The sequence below is a fragment of the Hominiventricola aquisgranensis genome (assembly GCF_040096225.1).
GTDB lineage: Bacteria > Bacillota > Clostridia > Lachnospirales > Lachnospiraceae > Hominiventricola > Hominiventricola aquisgranensis.
The window spans coordinates 13,302-35,491 of sequence record NZ_JBBMFC010000009.1; the positions used below are offsets into that span (position 1 = coordinate 13,302).

Genomic DNA, 22,190 nt, shown 5'->3' on the forward strand with positions numbered 1-22,190 from the left:
CTACCCTCTCTTTTTTCTTTGACACCCTAAAAACCCCCTTGGAGAACCGCAAGGCTCCAAGGGGGTTTTTGCAGGAAAGCGGAAGGCAGGGGAGGATGTCCTTGCCCTATCGTTGTCGACAGGATAGGCTTGATGTCTGAGGCAGCCTTCGGGTTACCCTTATTTATAGAAGTAGTTTTTCAAAAACCGATGTGATATAATTTGCAGCATAAACAAAGTGATAAATTGGAAGTTGACGAGAGGTAGCCGCAATGAGTTTGGTGCCATTAACAGTAGACAGGAATCAAAGGATATCATGTGTTCTTATGATATTATATTTCATGTATTCAAACAAAGTAGGAGAGAGGTAAATACACCATGAATTTGAAAAAAGTTCATCATATTGCCATTATTGGGAGCAACTATGAGCAATCAAAGCACTTTTATGTGGATCTGTTAGGTTTTTCTATTATTCGAGAAAATTACAGACCAGAACGTGATGATTACAAAATTGATCTTCAACTCGATGAGATGGAATTAGAACTGTTTATCATTAAAAATTGTCCGAAGCGCCCCAGTTATCCAGAGGCTTACGGTCTCCGGCATCTTGCCTTTGCTGTAGACTCGGTCGATAATACCGTAAGAGAATTGAATAAAAGGGGCATCATAACTGAGCCGATCAGACTCGATATTTACACAGGCAAAAGAATGACATTCTTTTATGACCCTGACAATCTACCCCTGGAAATTCACGAATAAAGTATTACAGTTAAAAGATGGCCCTGTTTTGGACTGCGATTTTATAATATTCAGTTTATAAGAATGATACAATATTTATTTAATAATATGAGATATCTAATATTTGGTGTAAAATAGAACATTGATTCATATATAAAAATGTAATATAATACATTAAAACATACAAAATATTTTAAAGAAAGGAGAATGCATACGCATGAAACGTAAAATAACATCAAAGCTATATGAATGGAAAAATATGTTAAATGGTAGAATGCCATTGCTGATCTACGGTGCACGTCAGGTCGGAAAAACTTTTGAAATGCGTGAGTTTGGGGCATTGTATTACAAGAATACAATCTATGTAAACTTTGAAACGGATGAAAGAATCGGAAAATACTTTGAGACAGATATTCATGCAGATCATGTGATATCTGTTTTGGAAAAATATTATCAGGCGAAGATTGTACCTGAAAATACACTTATTATATTTGATGAAATTCAAATGTGTGAAAGAGCATTAACTTCGTTAAAATATTTTTCGGAAGAGGCCCCGGAATACCATGTGATGGCTGCAGGAAGCCTGTTGGGTGTAGCAGTGAACCGGGAAAAATATTCATTTCCGGTAGGCAAAGTTCAGATGCTGACCATGTATCCGATGGATCTGGAAGAGGTATTATGGGCAAAGGGAAAACAGATGCTTGCCGATACGATCCGGGAACATTATGAAAACAACCAGCCGTTGGATGAAATACTCCATGAGGAGGCTATGCAGGAATTTTATCATTATTGTATTGTGGGTGGGATGCCTGCAGCGGTAAAAGCCGATCTTGCAAAAGACAGTCCTATAGAGCAGACAGAAATCCGGCAGATGTTATTAAATTCTTATATTGCTGACATGACTAAATATGCGAATCAGTCAGATACGGTACGAATTTTTGAAGCATATGATTCCCTTCCGGCACAGTTGGCAAGAGAGACCAAAAAATTTCAGTATAAGTTGATAAAATCAGGCGCACGGGCATCTCAGTACGGAGATGCAATCGACTGGCTGATTCGGGCCGGAATTGTGAATAAGTGCATGAAATGCAGTCAGGGATTTTATCCGGTTGCAGTATATCAGGATGTGAGTGCATTCAAATTATATTATAGTGATATGGGTATTATGTCTGCCAGACTGAGAATGACTCTGGAGGCACTACAAGGTAAGGAGACAGAGCATTTTCGAGGTATACTGACAGAGAACTATGTTGCAATCGCACTGAAAACGAATGGCTATGATCTTCATTATTGGGAATCAGATAATACTGCAGAAGTAGATTTCCTGATACAAAAAGATAGTCATGTAATTCCGGTGGAATGTAAAGCCGGAAATCATGTGAAAGCAAAAAGTATGATGGTTTATATGGAAAAATATGCTCCGGTTTATGCAATCCGGATTTCAGCAAGAAATTTTGGAATGGTAAATGGGATAAAGGCAGTGCCATTATATAGTGTATTTTGCATTTGACGTTTACAGAGAAAACCTCGTAAAGTATTGCAAAATGTCACAAAATCGGAATTTGGAGGAACTTATGATGAAAAAAATGATAATGGCATTATGTATATTTATTTGTGTGTTTACTTTAGTTGCGTGTTCTGGACAACAAACAAACGAACCACTTACTTTAGGTGTCAATGCGATAATAACAGAAATTGATAAAGAAAATAAAATCATAACCACAAAAGATAGCGGAGAAGAAGGTGTTTTAGGAGATGATTGTCTTATTGATTGTTCCCAAATTCCTATGATCTATTGTAATTATGATACACAAGATGTTGTAGATATAACACTTGATGATTTACAGGTGGGGGACGAAATCATTTTGACTATTCGGAGCTCGGAAATAGAAAATCTTCAAAAGGAAGATGACAATAAAGCAAAAATAGCAGTTGAACAATTACAATTAGGTACACAGAGAATTAAATAATTTCCAGTTTGTAACATTTATAGTTCCCTTTATGGAGATTCTCATTTTAAGCAGTAATGATTGAAAAAGTCATTGCTGCTTTTTTGTATTTGGGGTGGATATTTCCACCTGAAAGTGGGGATTGTGATATAGGGAAAAGGGTTACCAGCATGATAGAGTTCGGTGGCATTAATGAGTGGTATGGTGATGTTATCACAGAAAAGAAATGAAATTCAGACTATAATAAAGCAACAAAGAAAAGATAGGAGGAATTGTAAAATGCCTGCAATGAATATTAATAAAAATAATTTTCAAAATGAAGTAATGAATGCCGATAAACCTGTTCTTTTGGACTTTTGGGCTTCTTGGTGTGCTCCTTGCCGTATGGTAGTTCCTATCATAGAGGAGATTGCAAGTGAACGTGAGGATATCAAAGTTGGAAAGATCAATGTGGATGAGCAGCCTGAACTGACAAGTAAATTTGGTATTACGAGCATCCCAACTTTAGTGGTCATAAAGAACGGGAAGATTGTTCAACAGGTTTCAGGTGCGAGACCTAAGAATGCAATTTTGGGAATGCTTTTCAATGACACTGCTGCTCACACAGGAAAGGTAGAAAGATAAGATGAAGGTAGTAATCGTAGGCGGTGTAGCCGGAGGAGCTACAGCTGCAGCAAGAATACGCAGATTGGATGAACAAGCTGAAATCACTGTATTTGAAAGATCCGGATATATATCGTATGCAAACTGTGGACTTCCATATTATATTGGAGATGTGATCACAGATCCGGAAGAGCTTACCCTGCAGACACCAGAGAGTTTCTTTCAACGATTTCGTATTAATATGAAGATACATCATGAAGTTATTTCCATACATCCGGACCGTAAAACAGTTTCGGTGAAAAATTTGGAAAAAGGTGAAATATTTGAAGAAAACTATGATAAGCTGATTCTTTCTCCAGGTGCAAAGCCAACACAGCCAAGACTTCCTGGAATAGGCATTGATAAACTTTTTACACTTCGTACGGTAGAAGATACTTTTCGGATAAAGGAATATATAAATAAGAATCATCCAAAATCGGCTGTATTGGCTGGGGGTGGCTTTATTGGTCTGGAACTGGCAGAAAATTTGAGGGAGCTTGGCATGGATGTGACAATTGTCCAACGGCCTAAGCAGCTGATGAATCCTTTTGATCCGGATATGGCATCCATGATCCATAATGAAATGAGAAAGCATGGGATAACACTGGTACTGGGCTATACAGTAGAAGGATTTAAAGAAAAAGATAATGGAGTAGAGGTTCTGCTCAAAGATAATTTATCTCTCCAGGCTGACATGGTGGTATTGGCGATCGGAGTTACACCGGACACAGCATTAGCAAAAGAAGCTGGTCTGGAACTTGGCATCAAGGAAAGTATTGTAGTGAATGACAGAATGGAAACCTCTGTACCGGATATTTATGCGGCAGGTGATGCAGTTCAGGTAAAACATTATGTTACTGGCAATGATGCGTTAATCTCTTTAGCAGGACCCGCCAATAAACAGGGAAGGATCATTGCTGATAATATTTGTGGCGGTGATAGTCGTTACCTGGGTAGTCAGGGAAGCTCCGTTATCAAAGTGTTTGATATGACAGCAGCCACTACTGGTATCAATGAAACCAATGCTAAAAAGTCAGGATTAGAGGTAGATACCGTAATCCTTTCTCCTATGAGTCATGCCGGTTACTATCCTGGTGGAAAAGTGATGACCATGAAGGTGGTTTTTGAAAAAGAGACGTATCGTTTGCTTGGTGCTCAGATTATTGGATATGAAGGAGTTGATAAACGTATTGATGTGCTGGCAACAGCAATTCATGCAGGGCTGAAGGCGACCCAGCTGAAAGATCTGGATCTTGCATATGCACCGCCCTATTCCTCTGCCAAAGATCCTGTAAATATGGCCGGATTCATGATAGACAATATAGCAAAAGGTATCTTAAAACAATGGCATCTGAAAGATATGGACAAGATTTCTAAAGATAAAGATGTAGTGTTGCTGGATGTGAGAACTGTAGGTGAATTTAACAGGGGCCATGTGGATGGATTCAAAAATATTCCTGTAGATGAACTGAGGGAACGTATCAATGAAGTTGAGAAGGAAAAGCCTGTTTATCTGATATGCCAAAGTGGACTGCGCAGTTATATTGCCAGCCGTATTCTGGAAGGAAGCGGTTATGAAACGTACAACTTCTCCGGCGGATTCCGCTTCTATGATGCAGTGGTTAATGATCGTGCGCTGATCGAAAGGGCATATGCATGTGGCATGGATTATTAGAAATAAACAAAATATTTTTATGATCCTTGTAGTGTTTTCAGTCTTTCCGAATCAAGGATGGTAATTTTGCCGCGGGAGAGTCTGACAAGCCCCTCACTTTGAAAATATCGGAGCATTCGAGTGATAACTTCCCTGTGGGAACCAAGATGGTTGGCGATGGTTTCGTGAGTGATTTTCAGTTCATTTGTTCCTTCAATAGAGGTTTCTTCTAAAAGAAATGAAGCAACACGTTTATCCAGACTCTTCCACATGATTTGTTCAATCAGCCACATGACATCAGAAAAACGGGTAGCCATTAACTCATTGGTATAGTTTGCCACGGGAGCAGATTCCTTCATGATGCCCTTATAGATATCAGCAGGGATGATCCAAAGATCAGTATCTTTTTCTGCTTCAATCGTTACTTCAAACTGAATAGATCGCATGATACATGAGGCGGATAAAAGACATATATCCATATCGAACAGACGGTAAAGTGTAATCTCCCGTCCTTCATCTGAAAGTATGTAAGTTCGAAGCTGCCCGGATTTTACCAGTAATAATCCGGTACAATCCAGGTTTCCGTTGTGAATGATGGTTCCTTTTTTCACATGCTGTGTGAGCAAGCTGTCTGAAATCAGTTTTTTCTGTGCTACATTTAAGTCATTCCATAGCGGAAAATAATTTTCGAAGCTCATAACGGTTATCTCCTTTATGAACATAGTATACTTGCTTTTTTTAGATGCGTCAATCACGTAATTGACATATGTCTTTTATAAGGGTAATATATAAAAAAAGCCAGAAAGGAGCAGTTTATGCCAAGACCCGTAAAATGCAGAAAAGTCTGTCATTTCCCGAATGTTTTAGAATTTCTTCCTGCAGATGATACTGAGAAAAAGACACCCATTGTTCTGACGGTAGATGAGTACGAGACAATTCGTCTTATGGACAAGAACGGTTATAGCCAGGAGCAGTGCGCAGTATCTATGCAGATCGCAAGAACAACGGTTCAACGGATTTACGAGATTGCCAGGAAGAAAATAGCAGATGCACTCATAGATGGACATCCGCTCAGAATCGAGGGCGGGGATTTCAGAATCTGTGATGGTCAGAGCAGTAACTGCAGCCTTGGAGGCTGTTACGAGCAGGAACTTTATCAAAAATATGCAGTGGAAAAAGGAGAAGGTATCATGAGAATAGCAGTAACATATGAAGATGGACAGATTTTCCAGCACTTTGGACACACAGAGACATTTAAGATCTACGATGTAGAGGAAGGAAAAGTGGTACATTCAGAAATAGTAGATACGAATGGAAGCGGACATGGTGCATTGGCAGGAGTTCTTAATGCATTAAATGCTGATGTTTTGATCTGTGGCGGAATCGGAGGAGGTGCTCAGACTGCGTTAGCGGCAGCAGGCATTAAGCTTTTTGGCGGAGTTTCAGGAGATGCGGATAAAGCAGTAGAAGCTTTTATCAATAATACACTTGATTATAATCCAGATGTGAAGTGTTCCCACCATGAGCACAGCCACGGAGAAGAACATACATGTGGTGAGCATGGATGTGGAAGCCATAGCTGTCATTAAGAAGAATAGCAAAAAATAATAAACCGATTTGGAAATAACTTAATCAATTTGGAGGTATATAATGAAAGCACATAAGTATTGGTCAGTCGGAGCGTTAATTACTATGATTGGAACTTTTTATACTGGATATAAAGGATCTAAAACAAGCCATAGGTATTTTGCGTGCAGCACTCTTATATGTATGATCATGTCCATGTACACTGGACATAAAATGATTTCAGGTAATAAGAGAACAAGAAAACAGGTAGAAAATACAGAAGCGGAGGAATCATAAATGTTAGAAACAGGAACCAAAGCACCGGATTTTGAATTGCCGGATCAGAATGGAAAAATACATAAATTAAGTGACTATGCAGGAAAAAAAGTGATTTTATATTTTTACCCAAAGGATAACACGGCAGGCTGTACAAAACAGGCATGTGGTTTTTCAGAGCGTTATCCTCAATTCACTGAGAAAGGGGCAGTTGTTCTTGGGGTGAGTAAGGATTCTGTAGCTTCTCACAAGAAATTTGAGGAAAAATATGGATTAGCATTTACACTTTTGGCAGATCCAGAGCGTAAGGTGATCGAAGCATATGATGTATGGAAAGAAAAGAAAAATTATGGCAAGGTTTCTATGGGTGTGGTAAGAACTACATATCTTATTGATGAGCAAGGGATTATTATCAAAGCCAATGATAAAGTAAAGGCAGCAGATGATCCTGAAAACATGCTCAAGGAACTGTCATAATGAAGATTATTTTATCACCTGCAAAAAAGATGATTGTAGATACAGATAACATAGCGCCGGTTGAACTGCCAGTCTTTATCGATAAGACAGCAGAGATATTGAGCTGGATGAAAAGCAAATCAAAAGAGGAACTGAAAGCTATCTGGAAATGTAATGACAAGATTGCAGAGCAGAACTTTAACAGATTGGAAAATATGGATCTTTATAACAGACTTACTCCGGCTGTCTTAGCATATGAAGGGATTGCGTTTCAATATATGGCACCATCTGTGTTTGAAATCCAGCAGTTTGAGTATCTGCAAAATCATTTAAGAATCCTGTCTGCGTTTTATGGCGTTTTAAAACCGATGGATGGTGTGACTCCTTATCGCCTTGAAATGCAGGCAAAAGCTGAGATTGAAGAAACAGCAAATCTATATGATTACTGGGGGGACCGGTTATATCATTCAGTAATTGATGACAGCAGGACGATCATAAATCTGGCATCTAAAGAATATTCAAAATGCATAGAAAGATATCTATCGGATAAAGACAATTACATCACGATTACATTCTGCGAATTGTCAGGTGATAAATTGGTGACAAAAGGAACCTATGCGAAGATGGCCCGCGGAGAAATGGTCAGATTCATGGCAGAGAATAGTATTGAAAATCCTGTAGATATACAAAAGTTTGATAGACTTGGATATACTTTCAGAGGAAATCTGTCATCGGAGACGGAGTATGTGTTTGAACGAAAAGTCATAAAATAGTAAGCATAACAAATGAAGGCAGCCCATATATGGGCTGCCTTGGTTTCTTCTATAGTCTGTGAATGGTATCCATTTGTCCGCTCATCAAGTGTTTTTCTAGGAAGGAATTGACTGTCTGCTATTTTACTTTATAATAGATAGCATTAGGGTTATAGCATGAAAATAAAAGAAAGGCAGATAGAAGATATCAAAAAATGAAGCTGAATGGAAAAGAGAAAAGATGGATTTTGTATGATGTAGGAAACTCGGCATTTGTTCTGCTGGTAGCTACGATCATTCCTATATATTTTAATTATCTGGCAGGTAAGGCAGGACTTTCGGACGTTGATTATCTCGCTTATTGGGGATATGCGGCTTCCATATGTACTGTGATCGTTGCCATATTAGGGCCGGTCCTGGGAACGATTGCGGATACGAAGGGTTATAAAAAACCGATATTTATGATCTCTATATTAATAGGTACGATCGCCTGTTCTCTTCTGGGACTGATGGTTCAATGGATGGCGTTTCTGATCGTGTTTTTGATCGCTAAGGTGGGATTTTCAGCGAGTCTGATCTTTTACGATTCCATGCTCAGCGATATAACCGATGAAGAACGTATGGATTATGTATCGTCGCAAGGATATGCGTGGGGATATATTGGAAGCTGTGTGCCCTTTGTGCTGTGCCTGGTGATCGTGTTAGGTTCAGATACGCTTGGGATCCGTATGGAAACAGCTATGGGAATAGCCTTTGTGCTCGTGGCGGTATGGTGGTTGCTCATGTCTTGGCCATTGCTCAAAAATTATGAACAGAAATACTATGTAGAGAAAAAGCCCCATGCGATCGCGCAGAGCTTTAAGAGATTAGGAGAAACTTTTAAAAATATGAAAGAAGAAAAGCAGGTATTTATGTTTTTGCTTGCATTTTTCTTTTATATTGATGGTGTATATACGATCATTGATATGGCGACTGCCTATGGATCGGCATTAGGACTTGACAGTACAGGACTGCTTCTTGCACTGCTGGTAACACAGATCGTTGCGTTTCCCTGTGCAATTATTTTCGGTAATTTGTCATACAGGATCAGAACAGAGAAGCTGATCACCGTGTGTATCTTTGCCTATCTGGGAATCGCCATTTTTGCAGTCTTTCTGAAGACGCAGCTCCAGTTCTGGATCCTTGCGATTCTCGTAGGAATGTTTCAGGGAGGAATCCAGGCACTTTCGAGATCTTATTTTACCAAGATCATTCCGGAAGAGCATTCAGGTGAATATTTTGGCCTCATGGATATATGTGGGAAAGGTGCATCGTTCGTCGGGACAACCATTGTCAGCATAGTATCCCAGATTACCGGAAATATCAGCATGGGTGTCGGAATGATCGCAATTTTATTCTGCATTGGAATTGTGATTTTTCTTAAGGCAGTATCAATGAATAGAAATTAAACGAGTGGCCCTTGAGTCTGTTTACTTGTACTGTGGACGGGAAAAACAGAGTTACGGTGTGCTGTGACAGGAAAATGTAGGAGAAGGTATTTGTGGAAGGGAATTTAACAAAAGGACCTATTTTGAAATCATTGACGAAGCTGGCGATTCCAATTATGGCATCTTCGTTTTTGGGAACTTTATATAATATTACGGATATGGCATGGATCGGATTGCTGGGAGCAAAAGCAGTGGCAGGAGTCGGTGTAGGAGGAATGTTTACCTGGCTGTCCCAGGGGCTTGCATCCATGGCACGTATGGGTGGACAGGTGCAGGTGGCACAGTATATTGGACGTGGTGAACCAAAAAGGGCTCATCAATATGCGCAGACAGCTGTACAGTTGTCTGTCTTTTCCGGGCTTTTATTTGCGGCAGTGGTTCTGACCTTTATTAAACCATTGGTTGGATTTTTCCAGCTGACGGATCCAGAAGCATTGGAAGCCGCATTTTCTTATACGAAAATCGCCTGTGGACTGATCGTATTCTCTTTTGTGACGTTTACGTTGACGGGAATCTACACTGCGCAGGGGGATTCCAGAACACCCTTTGTAGCAAATCTGATCGGGCTGGCAACAAATATGATTCTGGATCCGTTGCTGATCCTGGGAGCAGGACCGATTCCGTCCCTGGGAGTGACAGGAGCAGCGATTGCAACTGTGACAGCACAGTTTATCGTTATGAGTATTCTCGTCGGCGGAATCATGATTCGAAAAAAAGAAAATGTATTAAAAGGAACGCATATATTTGCAGCAATTTCCTGGGATTCCCTGAGAGGGATCTGCAGGATCGGAATTCCGACAGCTCTGCAGGGAATGGCATATTGTATGATCTCCATGGTATTGACAAGAATGGTGTCTGGATTTGGTGCGGAAGCGATTGCCACCCAGCGGGTCGGTGGACAGATTGAGTCCATTTCATGGAATACTGCAGATGGATTTGCTTCCGCATTGAATGCATTTACAGCTCAGAATTATGGTGCAGAGAAGCTGGATCGAGTAAAAAAAGGGTATCGGGCATCTCTGTGGACTGTTGGAATCTGGGGTTGTCTGATCATGTTGGTCTTTGTATTTCTGCCGGAACCAATCTCCGGTGTGTTCTTCCATGAGCCATCAGCGATTGATACATCGGTCGGATATTTGATCATCGTTGGTTTCAGTGAACCGTTCTTATGTGTAGAATTGATGACAGTCGGTGCCCTGTCTGGCCTTGGAAAGACACATCTGTGCAGCGTGATCAGTATCCTTCTGACCAGTGCCAGAATCCCACTGGCGATTCTGCTGACGGCAACCTCCTTGAAGCTTCTGGGTGTCTGGTGGGCACTGACCCTCACGTCTGTGATAAAAGGAGTTATATTTGTATGTGCCTTTTACTGGGTGGTGAGGAAAATAGAGGAATTATCTTTATAAGGAACCTGTTCTTCAGGGGTTTCCCATATAAATTCAGAAAGAAACCTATTGATAATCACCATAATATTGAGTATGATGATTTGGATAACAAGAGAAATGTGCACAAGAGGAGTTGTGAAAGGTGTTAGAGTTATTATTTTTTATTTTTCTGTTTGGTATTTTTGGAAAATTATTTTTCTTCGGTATGCGGGCAGCGTGGAGTATTTCCAAGTTGCTGATCACGATTGTATTTCTTCCGGTGATCCTGCTGGGAATGGTATTTGGCGGACTTTTATATCTGGCATTTCCGATCCTGCTCATTATAGGTATCCTTTCATTGTTTAGAACAAAATAAAGTCAGTAAATAAAACGGGGCTGCTGTTCCATAGTTGATGATTCACACATCTATGGAGCAGCAGCCCTGTCATCTTGTTATATTTATCAAAATCATTTCAACCAGTTATCTTTTTTTCTTCTCTTCCGACTCTTATAACGTTTTCGATTTGCATTGGAGAAGGAATTGCGGTCAGCCCGCTTCCGTCTCCAGCGGGTAAGAAAACTCATGTCAAAATGATAAGCTTTGCTAAGTTTCTTAAATAATACGAACAGCAGAAGTAAAGCGGCAACACTGGAAACTATATAGATCAGGATTCGAAGATTGATCTTGATCAGCCGTGTGGATGGTTTTGCTTCAGCCTGTGCCTGTTCTTCGTCTTCCTCACCGGTCTTCTGGAACTGGAAATCCTGAACAGCAGGTTCTGCCAGTGTCAGATCTGTAGATCCGATAGTCTGACCATCGAACTGATAGCGAAGGACAGCGACCACATCAGAATCCGGAGAATCCACAAACTCCAGGCTTGGAGATGCAGCAGAAAAATCAACACTGTTAGGAAGGACTACATACCCATCTGTATCCATCTCGATCATCGGAGTGGTGCTTCCGAAGATGGAGGTGCCTGTGTCAAAGAGCTGTCCCTGTCCGATGGAGAAGTTGGCTTCATTTTCTGAAATATTTACTTTCTGAAAATTCTCCGTAGCATAATTCAGAAGATTGGTCGTATCGGGGTAAATGGGAACACCTTTTTCGCCGGTTCCCTGACTCTTCATAGTGACCACGATCAGATCCATGCCGTTTCGGGTGGCGCAGGTGACAAGGGTGTTCAACGCTGCCTCTGTGTAACCAGTCTTACCGGCAAATACCGTATCATCCAGATATTTGGAGGTTTTGTAGCCGGAGATCATATAATGATGATTATTCATCAACAGTTCTTCAGACTTCTTGTTGGTGGCACGTAAGACATAACGGGAAGTGCCGCTGATCTTACGAAATTCTTCGTGACTGACAGCTGCCCGTGTGATCAGTGCCATATCATGGGCAGATGTGTAATGTTCTTCATTTGGCAGACCACTGGGATTGACAAAATGCGTGTTGGTGCAGCCAAGCTCAGCAGCACGCTGATTCATAAGGTCTGCAAATGCTTCGGTGGAACCGGAGATGTGCTCAGCAATGGCATTGGCACACTCGTTAGCGGATTCAAGCATGATAGCATAAAGACATTCTTCAACCGTAAGCACCTCATCTTCATCACGGGCAATGCTGCTGCTTCCATAATCAATGGAATAGACCGCATTGTGAGAAAAGGTGACTTCTTCATCCATGTCACAGTTCTCCAGTGCCAGCAGAACAGTCATGATCTTGGTGATACTTGCCGGGTAATGTTGTTCATCAATGGCTTTGGAATACAGGATCGTTCCGGTGGATGCTTCCATGACAATGGCGGATTCAGCATAGACCTGTGGACCGGCTGGCCAGTTCTCCCATGAGTTGGATTCTATTTCCTTGTTGTAGCGTTCGTCAATCGCGGCCTGAAGTGCTGCAGCTGCGGCAAGCTCTGCCTGTGTCGGCTGCCGCCGTTTGGTTGTTTTTTTTGCATCTACCGGCATGGCGAACAGGGTGCTTGCACAGAGCACAGATGCCAGAAGGGATACAGCAAATCTATTAAAAAATTTCATGTGTTACCTCGTTATATTTTTATTTGACGATGCAGAGATATTTACAAAACACACCTGTGAGGCTTGCAAAACTCTGAATCATTCAATATTATAGTTGATTTACATAAGCTGTGCAAGGGAACAGTGGAAAAGTTCACAATTTAATAAGAAACTGAAAAAATTATGGTTTTACAGACTTCTATTGATAAAAAATGAAAATCAGGCCTACTTCTGCAGTCAGTATTGATCGGTGGTGGCTATGCAACAGGACGTGAGATCGTATCTTACGGAGCAAAATACGGAGCGAAAGGATGGATCGCCGGAATTGGAATCATGATCGGTTTTGCGATCCTGGCAGTACTTACTTTTGAAGTGGCAAGAGTCTATAAGACTTACGATTATAAGAGTATGATCAAGGTACTGATCGGACCGCTGTGGCCGTTATTTGACGTGGTGTATATTTTGTGTATGATCCTTGTCATTTCGATCATGGCTTCAGCCAGTGGTTTGATCGTAGAGCAGACTACAGGCTTGAACTACTGGGCTGGCGTTGTGCTCCTTGTAGCGATAACTGGTGGATTGATCTTTTTTGGTGATTCTATCATTGAACGTTTTGAAACCTGGGGAACCGTCGTTCTTTATGTTGGCTATATCGTATTCAGTGGCATGGTCATTATGAATGGTTACAAAAATATCGGCCAGGTGTTGACTACTGGTGATATGAGTTATACCGGCGAGACTGGAATCCTTCCTGTTTTGTGGACAGGTGTGATCTATGTAGCATATAACCTGGTGGTATATCCGCCATCCATGTTTTCTCTGAAGAGACAGAAGACCAGAAAAGAAGGCGTTGTCAGCGGACTGATCGCCGGACTTCTGATGACGATTCCGTGGTTTTTGACCTATTTTGCAATGATGAGTTTTTATCCGGATGCTGAGGTGCTTGGAGCAGAGATCCCGTGGCTTATCATGATCGGAAAAGTCGGCGCACCTGGATTTTTCTCCATTATCTTTGGTGTTGTTATGGGCTGGACATTGATCGAGACATCTACTGGTGTGATCCATGCATTGCTTGGCCGTGTAAACGTAGAACTGGCAGAGTGCGGCAAAAAAGAAATGAACCGTAAATATCAGGCAATCGTGACAGTTCTGATCCTTGTGGCAGCCTGTGTCATGTCTAAATTTGGTATCATTGCATTGATCGAGAAAGGCTACACGGCACTGTCTTACGGATTTATGCTTTTGTATATGCTTCCGATCATTACCGTCGGCGTATATAAGATCCTGAAAAAAGATCCAATATTCAGAGCAGAAAAAGAGCCGGAGCTGGTAGAGATCTAAAAGTGAATATTGCAAAAGAAAAATGCATATGCTATAATGCCGATAGGCTAAGAGATATTACCAGTCCACGACTGGCAAGCAAACGAAAACCCCCGGATGGCGTTCCGGGGGTTTTCTATTCCGTTTTGGTATGGTGGTTTAAGCCATAGGTTGGTTACCGGCTATTTGTTGTTGTCCAACCATTTGCAGATGAGATGGCTAATCACGCCTGCCGTGACAGCAACAATAAGAGATATTACTATTTCCACAACTAGCACCTCCCTTCTGTACCAGTATAGGAGGCGGTAACATATAAATCATATCATATGGGAAAAGTTTTAGCTACTGATTTCTAAACTATCAGTAAAGAAATTTATCTGTTTTTTCATCTATACTCTGATACTTTTAGCATTGACAATTAAAAAATCCTTCGTATAATGCTGATTAGAGCGAGACGCATCTGTCTTGTGGCAGATGCGTTTTTTATAATTTTAAGGAGGAGAAGATAATGAACGCAAGCGTAGCAATTCAGGTACTGCCCACCGTAACAGATGACGAGGAAGTGATTCGTATCGTAGATGCGGTGATCGATTATATTAAATCCACAGGACTTTTTTATTATGTAGGACCATGTGAGACCTCCATCGAAGGTGACTATGATCAGTTGATGGAGATCGTGAAGAACTGCCAGCTGGTTGCCGCGAAGGCAGGTTGTCCGGCGATGAATACTTATGTGAAGATTTCCTATAGACCGGAAGGGGAAGTGCTGACCATCGACAAAAAAGTGACCAAACATCATCAGAAATAAATGTTAAAAAATCCCCGGAATATCAGTGAAAGCCTTGACAAATGCTGTCAACCGCACTTATAATTGCACTTGTGTAAACGGCTATGACGAAGACAGTAGGAACCACTGGAAATGCGCAGCGAACCGGGATGGGTGTGAGCCCGGTGAGAGTACAGGGATTTCCGAAGATCACTTCCGAGCCTCGGGCTGAAGAGGAGTTTCTTCTATATTATATAGGAAGAAGAAAGTAGGCTTCGACGGTATTCCCTCCGTTATCGGGAACGCATATGACAGTATGTTGTAAGAGGTGGTTTATAAACGGGCTATTAGGCTCCGTCCTGTTGCAGGGACGGGGCTTTTTTGTATAGCAGGAAAAGATATTCCCTGCTATACAAAAAAGCCGCGGGATGCGACCCGTGCGGAGTTGAATATGCACTTACGTGCCCGCACGGGCGCGCAGAGAGTCACAAAGTGACTCTCTGATATATATTTTACAACGAAACAGATGTCATAACATAGGAATAAGGAGGTAACAAAAGCATGTACAGCAAAGTAAACACCGACATGAACTTTGTAGAGCGCGAAAAAGAAGTTGAAGAGTTCTGGAAAGAAGACAACACATTTAAGAAAAGTATGGAGCAGAGAGAAGGCTGCCCGACATATACCTTTTATGACGGACCGCCTACCGCAAATGGTAAGCCGCACATCGGTCATGTGCTGACCCGTGTTATCAAGGATATGATTCCGAGATACCGTACCATGAAAGGCTACTATGTTCCGAGAAAAGCAGGCTGGGATACCCACGGACTGCCGGTAGAGCTGGAGGTTGAGAAGCTTCTGGGTCTGGATGGAAAAGAGCAGATCGAGCAGTATGGTCTGGATCCGTTCATCACCAAATGTAAAGAGAGTGTCTGGAAATACAAGGGAATGTGGGAGGATTTCTCCGGTACCGTTGGTTTCTGGGCTGATATGGATAATCCGTATGTTACCTATGATGACAACTTCATCGAGTCCGAGTGGTGGGCACTGAAGACGATCTGGGACAAAGGACTCCTGTACAAAGGATTCAAGATCGTTCCGTACTGCCCGCGTTGTGGAACTCCTCTGTCTTCCCATGAGGTGGCACAGGGATACAAAGATGTAAAAGAGCGTTCCGCAGTGGTACGTTTCAAAGTAAAAGGTGAGGATGCATATATCCTGGCATGGACCACTACACCGTGGACTCTGCCGTCCAACGTGGCACTTTGTGTAAACCCGAACGAGGAGTATGCAAAAGTAAAAGCTGCTGACGGATATGTATATTATATGGCATCCGCACTTCTGGATACCGTACTTGGCAAACTGGCAAAAGACGGTGAGGCTGCTTACGAAGTACTGGAGACCTACAAAGGTAAGGATCTGGAAGGCAAAGAATATGAGGCACTGTATCAGTGTGCAGCAGATCTGGCTGCAAAGCAGCACAAGAAAGGTCATTATGTAGTATGTGATACCTACGTAACTCTGACCGATGGTACTGGTGTTGTTCATATTGCTCCGGCATTTGGTGAAGACGATGCTCAGGTTGGCCGTAAATATGATCTTCCGTTTGTACAGTTCGTAGATGAAAAAGGTGATATGACAAAAGAGACTCCGTTTGCAGGTCTGTTTGTAAAGAAAGCAGATCCGGAGGTGCTCAAAGATCTGGATGCAAAGGGACTTCTGTTCGATGCGCCAAAATTTGAGCATAGCTATCCGCACTGCTGGAGATGTGATACTCCGCTGATCTACTATGCACGTGAATCCTGGTTCATCAAGATGACGGCAGTGCGTGATGATCTGGTACGCAATAACGAGACTGTAAACTGGATCCCGCAGAGCATTGGTAAAGGTCGGTTTGGAAACTGGCTGGAGAACATTCAGGACTGGGGTGTATCCCGTAACCGTTACTGGGGAACTCCGCTGAACGTATGGCAGTGTGAAGACTGCGGACATCAGGAAGCAATTGGTTCCCGTGAGCAGTTAAAAGAGCTGAGCGGCAATGAGAAAGCTCTGACTGTTGAGCTTCATCGTCCGTACATTGATGAGATCACTTGCACCTGCCCGAAGTGTGGCAAGACTATGAAGAGAGTACCGGAGGTTATCGACTGCTGGTTTGACTCAGGAGCAATGCCATTTGCTCAGCATCATTATCCGTTTGAGAACAAAGACCTGTTTGAGCAGCAGTTCCCTGCTCAGTTTATTTCCGAGGCTGTTGACCAGACCCGTGGATGGTTCTATTCTCTGATGGCAGAGTCTACCCTGCTCTTCAACAAGAGCCCGTATGAGAATGTTATCGTGCTCGGACATGTTCAGGATGAGAACGGTCAGAAGATGAGCAAATCCAAAGGAAATGCAGTAGATCCGTTTGATGCATTGCAGACCTACGGTGCTGATGCGATCCGCTGGTACTTCTACATCAACAGTGCACCGTGGCTGCCGAACCGCTTCCATGGCAAAGCTGTACAGGAAGGTCAGAGAAAATTCATGGGTACCCTGTGGAATACCTATGCATTCTTTGTACTGTATGCAAATATTGATAATTTTGATGCAACCAAATATACCTTAGATAAAAAATCCCTGACGGTTATGGATCGTTGGATCCTGTCCAAACTGAATTCTACCGTTGGAGCAGTTGATGACAACCTGGCAAATTACCGCATTCCGGAAGCCGCAAAAGCACTGCAGGAGTTTGTAGATGATTTAAGTAACTGGTATGTAAGAAGAAGCCGTGAACGTTTCTGGGCAAAGGGAATGGAGCAGGATAAGATCAATGCTTATATGACTCTGTATACTGCGCTGGTAACCATCTGTAAAGCAGCAGCTCCGATGATCCCGTTCATGACAGAGGAGATCTACCGCAACCTGGTATGCAGCATCGATAAGACCGCTCCGGAGAGCATCCATCTGTGTGACTTCCCGACAGTAGATGCTGAGATGATCGACAAAGATCTGGAGGCTTCTATGGAAGAGGTTCTGGATATCGTTGTTATGGGCCGTGCTGCAAGAAATACTGCTAACATCAAGAACCGTCAGCCAATCGGAACCATGTATGTACGTGCAGAGCGTCCGCTGGATGCAATGTTCCAGGAAGTTGTTGCAGATGAGCTGAATGTGAAGAATGTAGAGTTCAAAGAGGACTTAAGTGATTTCACCAGCTACACCTTCAAACCGCAGCTGAAGACTGTCGGACCGAAATACGGAAAACTTCTCAATGGTATCCGTGCACACCTGGCTGAGATCAATGGCCGCGAGGCTATGAAAGAGCTGGACAACAGCGGAAGCCTGTCATTTGACATTGACGGACAGAAAGTGGTATTATCAAAAGAGGATCTGCTCATTGATACCGCACAGATGGAGGGGTACGTGACAGAAGAAGACAGCACTGTGACAGTCGTTCTTGATACAAATCTGAGTGAGGAACTCATTGAGGAGGGATTTGTAAGAGAGATCATCAGTAAGATCCAGACCATGCGTAAAGAAGCTGGATTTGAAGTGATGGACAAGATCGTGGTATACAGCATGGGCAATCAGAAGATTGAAGGCTACATGAAGGAATACCGTGAGGAAATCTTAAGCGACGTTATGGCATCAGATATCCGTTTTGACGAGGTAAAAGGATATACAAAAGAGTGGAGCATCAATGGTGAATCCGTAACACTTGGAGTGGAAAAACAGTAATTAACATGGGAGGCATAACATGGCCAAAAGACTTTTTAACAAAGAGTTCTTCATCAGAAGCGTGAAGTACAATGTTCGTACACTTTTCCGTAAAGAGATCGAAGAAGCAACCGAACAGCAGATCTTTCAGGCAGTCGGATACGCTGTAAAAGATGCGATCATGGATGCATGGATCGCAACGCAGAAGGAATATGAGAAATCCGATCCGAAGATCGTATACTACATGTCCATGGAGTTCCTGATGGGACGTGCGCTGGGCAACAACCTGATCAATCTTACTTTCTATGATGAAGTAAAGGAAGCACTTGAAGAGATCGGACTGGATCTCAATACCATCGAGGATCAGGAGCCGGACGCAGCACTTGGTAATGGTGGTCTGGGAAGACTGGCAGCATGTTTCCTTGATTCTCTGGCAACATTGGGATACGCAGCTTATGGCTGCGGTATCCGTTACCGTTATGGTATGTTCAAACAGCAGATCGTTGACGGATATCAGGTAGAAGTACCGGATATGTGGCTGAAGAATGGCAACCCGTTTGAGCTTCGCCGTCCGGAGTATGCAAAGACTGTAAAATTCGGCGGATATGTTCGTGTGGAGAACCGCAATGGCAGAAACATGTTCATCCAGGAAGGTTATCAGTCCGTACTTGCAGTTCCGGTTGACCTGCCGATCGTCGGATATGGCAACAACGTAATCAACACCTTAAGAATCTGGGATGCTGAGGCAATCAATTCCTTCGAGCTTGACCGTTTTGACAAGGGTGAGTATGAGAAGGCTGTTGAGCAGGAGAACCTGGCACGTAACCTGGTAGAGGTGCTGTACCCGAATGACAACCATATGGCAGGTAAAGAGCTTCGTCTGAAACAGCAGTATTTCTTCGTATCTGCAAGTGTTCAGGAAGCGATCGCAAAATATAAGAAGAAACATTCCGATATCCGTAAGTTCTATGAGAAGGCAACCTTCCAGCTGAACGATACCCACCCGACCGTGGCTGTCGCAGAGCTTATGAGAATCCTGATGGATGAGGAAGGTCTGGAATGGGATGAGGCATGGGATGTAACGACTAAGACCTGTGCATATACCAACCATACGATCATGGCAGAGGCACTGGAGAAATGGCCGATCGAGCTGTTCTCAAGACTGCTTCCGCGTATTTACCAGATCGTAGAGGAGATCAACCGCAGATTTGTAAACCAGATTCAGGAGCAGTATCCGGGCAACTATGAGAAAGTCAAGAAGATGGCGATTATCATGGACGGTCAGGTTAAGATGGCTCATCTTGCAATTGTCGCAGGATATTCTGTAAATGGTGTTGCAAGACTTCATACAGAGATCCTGAAGAAACAGGAGCTGAAAGATTTCTACGAGATGATGCCGCAGAAGTTCAACAACAAGACCAACGGTATTACCCAGAGACGTTTCCTGCTTCACGGCAATCCGCTGCTGGCAAAATGGGTAACTGCTCATGTTGGTGACGAGTGGATCACTGATCTGCCGAAGATCAAAGAGTTGACTCTGTACGTGGATGATGAGAAAGCACAGCATGAGTTCATGAATATCAAATACCAGAACAAAGTGCGTCTGGCAAAATATATCAAAGAGCACAACAACATTGATGTCGATCCGCGTTCCATCTTTGATGTACAGGTTAAGAGACTTCATGAGTATAAGAGACAGTTGATGAATATCCTTCATGTAATGTACTTGTATAATCAGATCAAAGAGCATCCGGATATGGATTTCTATCCGAGAACCTTTATCTTCGGTGCAAAAGCAGCTGCCGGATATATGAGAGCAAAACTGACCATCAAGCTGATCAACTCTGTGGCTGATGTGATCAATAATGATGCTTCTATCAATGGAAAACTGAAAGTAGTATTTATCGAAGATTATCGTGTATCCAACGCAGAGTGGATCTTTGCAGCAGCAGATGTATCTGAGCAGATCTCCACAGCTTCCAAAGAAGCTTCTGGAACCGGTAACATGAAGTTCATGCTGAACGGTGCTGTAACTCTGGGAACCATGGATGGAGCAAATGTTGAGATCGTTGAAGAAGTTGGCGAAGAAAACGCATTTATCTTTGGTATGAGTGCAGAGGAAGTTATCGCACTGGAGAACCAGGGCGGCTATGATCCGTCTCAGCTGTTCAATACCGATCAGGATATCCGTCATGTACTGATGCAGCTGATCAACGGTGAGTACTCACCGAATGATCCGGAGCGTTTCCGCGAGCTGTACAATGCTCTGCTGGTAGACGGTGGATACAACCGTCCGGATCCATATTTCATCCTGAAGGATTTCCGTTCCTATGCAGAGGCACAGAAGCGTGTAGAAGCTGCATACCGCGATGAGAAGGGCTGGGCAAGAATGGCAATGCTCAATGTGGCACATGCTGGAAAATTCACCTCAGACCGTACCATCCAGGAGTATGTAGATGATATCTGGAAACTTGACAAAGTGACAGTTGAGTTACCGGAAGAAGCAAAATAAATAACAACAGATTCGTCTGTATATGCAGGCACCTCTTTTCATACAATGGGAAGAGGTGCTTTTTGTATGAAAAATTATGTAAAAATGTTTCTGGCAGGAATATTTCTGGCAACAGCATTTCCATTTACCATGGTGCTTCTGCTCAATGGCAGACAGGGAATCCATAAGGAAAAACAGCTGGATCCGGTGGATTATCAGGTGTTGCAGCAGATGCTCACGGAAGATCTGTCCTGGATGAGTGATGATACATTGAAATTGCTGGCAGTGCTGTATCGGACGGAAGCGTTTTGTGTGGGGGAATCGTCGGCTATAGAACAGCTCTCATTGTCCGAACTTTATGGAGAACCATATGGGCGAATCTATCAGGCAATAGAGAGCACATCAGGAATGGCAGTGACCATTGATGGAGAATATCGGGAACTTCCATTTCATAAGTTAAGTGTTGGACATACAAGAGATGGGAAGCTTCTTGGAGACAGCTATGACTATGTGCTCTCTGTGGAGTGCAGGGAAGATAAAGAAGCCTCTGATTATGTGCAGATCTGTACCCTGAGTATGGAGGAAATACTGCGGGCACTGGGCATGGATTACACAGAAATGGCAGACAAAGATATTGCTGGGAAAGACGACGCGGATAGTGCGGATGAGCAGGCGAAGCAGCAGAAAATCACCTTAGGCGATTTTGAGTTTCAGAGGGATTCGGAAGGTTATGTAGAATCCGTAAGCCTGGGTGATCAGACCTGGACCGGGGAAGCCTTCCGGTCTTTGTTGCATTTTCCGTCCAGCTGCTTCTGGATGAAGGCAGATGGTACAACGAAGACGGATAAAACGGGAGCAGGTGGCAATACAGGCAACAGGCTTACCATCACCATCAAAGGTGTGGGACATGGATTTGGAATCAGTCTCTATACGGCAGACCGCCGGATCCGGGAAGGAACGCCCTGGCAGGATATTTTTTCTTGTTTTTATAAAAATGCACAGTGTATAACCATTCCCTGAACTGGTAAAAATATGACCAGA

At 42.8% G+C, this 22,190-nt stretch carries 20 protein-coding genes; 18 read left to right on the forward strand and 2 right to left on the reverse strand.

Features of this window, described 5'->3' with window-relative positions:
- Window positions 1-357 precede the first annotated feature (357 nt).
- The 5 genes from gloA2 (at window position 358) to WMO62_RS06430 (ending at window position 4,983) form a co-directional block, all read left to right on the forward strand.
- A complete protein-coding gene (gloA2, locus tag WMO62_RS06410) occupies window positions 358-738 on the forward strand; it encodes an SMU1112c/YaeR family gloxylase I-like metalloprotein (protein ID WP_008402179.1) in 381 nt (126 codons plus the stop codon).
- Between the two features lie 196 nt (window positions 739-934).
- Window positions 935-2,227, forward strand: coding sequence for an AAA family ATPase (locus WMO62_RS06415; RefSeq protein WP_147602544.1), 1,293 nt, complete (start codon window positions 935-937; stop codon window positions 2,225-2,227).
- A 64-nt stretch (window positions 2,228-2,291) separates the two neighbouring features.
- Window positions 2,292-2,687 (forward strand): hypothetical protein, encoded by a 396-nt coding sequence (locus tag WMO62_RS06420; RefSeq protein ID WP_118322827.1) that lies wholly within the window; start codon window positions 2,292-2,294, stop codon window positions 2,685-2,687.
- Window positions 2,688-2,873: 186 nt separating this feature from the next.
- On the forward strand, window positions 2,874-3,290 hold the full coding sequence (trxA, locus tag WMO62_RS06425; protein WP_435390467.1) for a thioredoxin: 417 nt from the start codon (window positions 2,874-2,876) through the stop codon (window positions 3,288-3,290).
- Between the two features lies 1 nt (window position 3,291).
- Window positions 3,292-4,983, forward strand: coding sequence for an FAD-dependent oxidoreductase (locus WMO62_RS06430; protein ID WP_349144187.1), 1,692 nt, complete (start codon window positions 3,292-3,294; stop codon window positions 4,981-4,983).
- A gap of 17 nt (window positions 4,984-5,000) precedes the next feature.
- Here the strand turns inward: WMO62_RS06430 and WMO62_RS06435 are convergent, their stop codons facing one another.
- The gene (locus WMO62_RS06435; RefSeq protein WP_349144238.1) at window positions 5,001-5,684 is read right to left on the reverse strand and encodes a Crp/Fnr family transcriptional regulator; all 684 of its coding nucleotides are present in this window, start codon (window positions 5,682-5,684) and stop codon (window positions 5,001-5,003) included.
- Between the two features lie 93 nt (window positions 5,685-5,777).
- On the opposite strand from WMO62_RS06435, the gene WMO62_RS06440 reads away from it, so the two are divergent.
- The 7 genes from WMO62_RS06440 (at window position 5,778) to WMO62_RS06470 (ending at window position 11,239) form a co-directional block, all read left to right on the forward strand.
- A complete protein-coding gene (locus tag WMO62_RS06440) occupies window positions 5,778-6,551 on the forward strand; it encodes a NifB/NifX family molybdenum-iron cluster-binding protein (RefSeq protein WP_349144188.1) in 774 nt (257 codons plus the stop codon).
- A gap of 61 nt (window positions 6,552-6,612) precedes the next feature.
- Window positions 6,613-6,825, forward strand: a complete 213-nt coding sequence (locus WMO62_RS06445; protein WP_349144189.1) for a DUF6219 family protein — start codon at window positions 6,613-6,615, stop codon at window positions 6,823-6,825.
- Window positions 6,826-7,281: a thioredoxin-dependent thiol peroxidase gene (gene bcp, locus WMO62_RS06450; protein WP_117499891.1), complete on the forward strand. Its 456-nt coding sequence runs from the start codon at window positions 6,826-6,828 to the stop codon at window positions 7,279-7,281.
- On the forward strand, window positions 7,281-8,033 hold the full coding sequence (gene yaaA, locus WMO62_RS06455; protein ID WP_349144190.1) for a peroxide stress protein YaaA: 753 nt from the start codon (window positions 7,281-7,283) through the stop codon (window positions 8,031-8,033). The genes bcp and yaaA overlap by 1 nt, the downstream gene beginning before the upstream one ends.
- A gap of 194 nt (window positions 8,034-8,227) precedes the next feature.
- Window positions 8,228-9,460, forward strand: coding sequence for an MFS transporter (locus tag WMO62_RS06460; RefSeq protein WP_349144191.1), 1,233 nt, complete (start codon window positions 8,228-8,230; stop codon window positions 9,458-9,460).
- A 92-nt stretch (window positions 9,461-9,552) separates the two neighbouring features.
- The gene (locus WMO62_RS06465; protein WP_349144192.1) at window positions 9,553-10,905 is read left to right on the forward strand and encodes an MATE family efflux transporter; all 1,353 of its coding nucleotides are present in this window, start codon (window positions 9,553-9,555) and stop codon (window positions 10,903-10,905) included.
- A gap of 121 nt (window positions 10,906-11,026) precedes the next feature.
- On the forward strand, window positions 11,027-11,239 hold the full coding sequence (locus tag WMO62_RS06470; RefSeq protein WP_117499902.1) for a hypothetical protein: 213 nt from the start codon (window positions 11,027-11,029) through the stop codon (window positions 11,237-11,239).
- Between the two features lie 92 nt (window positions 11,240-11,331).
- Here WMO62_RS06470 and WMO62_RS06475 read toward each other — a convergent pair whose 3' ends face one another.
- Window positions 11,332-12,897, reverse strand: a complete 1,566-nt coding sequence (locus tag WMO62_RS06475; RefSeq protein WP_349144193.1) for a D-alanyl-D-alanine carboxypeptidase family protein — start codon at window positions 12,895-12,897, stop codon at window positions 11,332-11,334.
- Window positions 12,898-13,119: 222 nt separating this feature from the next.
- Between WMO62_RS06475 and WMO62_RS06480 the strand changes: the two genes are divergently transcribed.
- The 6 genes from WMO62_RS06480 to WMO62_RS06505 all read left to right on the forward strand — a co-directional run bounded on the left by WMO62_RS06480 (window position 13,120) and on the right by WMO62_RS06505 (window position 22,169).
- Window positions 13,120-14,217, forward strand: a complete 1,098-nt coding sequence (locus WMO62_RS06480; RefSeq protein WP_349144194.1) for a YkvI family membrane protein — start codon at window positions 13,120-13,122, stop codon at window positions 14,215-14,217.
- 487 nt (window positions 14,218-14,704) lie between these two features.
- A complete protein-coding gene (locus WMO62_RS06485) occupies window positions 14,705-15,004 on the forward strand; it encodes a thiamine-binding protein (protein ID WP_349144195.1) in 300 nt (99 codons plus the stop codon).
- A gap of 83 nt (window positions 15,005-15,087) precedes the next feature.
- Entirely contained in the window at window positions 15,088-15,234 is a 147-nt protein-coding gene (locus WMO62_RS06490; RefSeq protein ID WP_349144196.1) for a hypothetical protein, read from the forward strand.
- Between the two features lie 289 nt (window positions 15,235-15,523).
- Window positions 15,524-18,679: an isoleucine--tRNA ligase gene (gene ileS / locus WMO62_RS06495; protein WP_117499905.1), complete on the forward strand. Its 3,156-nt coding sequence runs from the start codon at window positions 15,524-15,526 to the stop codon at window positions 18,677-18,679.
- A 19-nt stretch (window positions 18,680-18,698) separates the two neighbouring features.
- The gene (locus WMO62_RS06500; protein ID WP_349144197.1) at window positions 18,699-21,170 is read left to right on the forward strand and encodes a glycogen/starch/alpha-glucan phosphorylase; all 2,472 of its coding nucleotides are present in this window, start codon (window positions 18,699-18,701) and stop codon (window positions 21,168-21,170) included.
- Between the two features lie 66 nt (window positions 21,171-21,236).
- A complete protein-coding gene (locus WMO62_RS06505; RefSeq protein ID WP_349144198.1) occupies window positions 21,237-22,169 on the forward strand; it encodes a hypothetical protein in 933 nt (310 codons plus the stop codon).
- Window positions 22,170-22,190 lie beyond the last annotated feature (21 nt).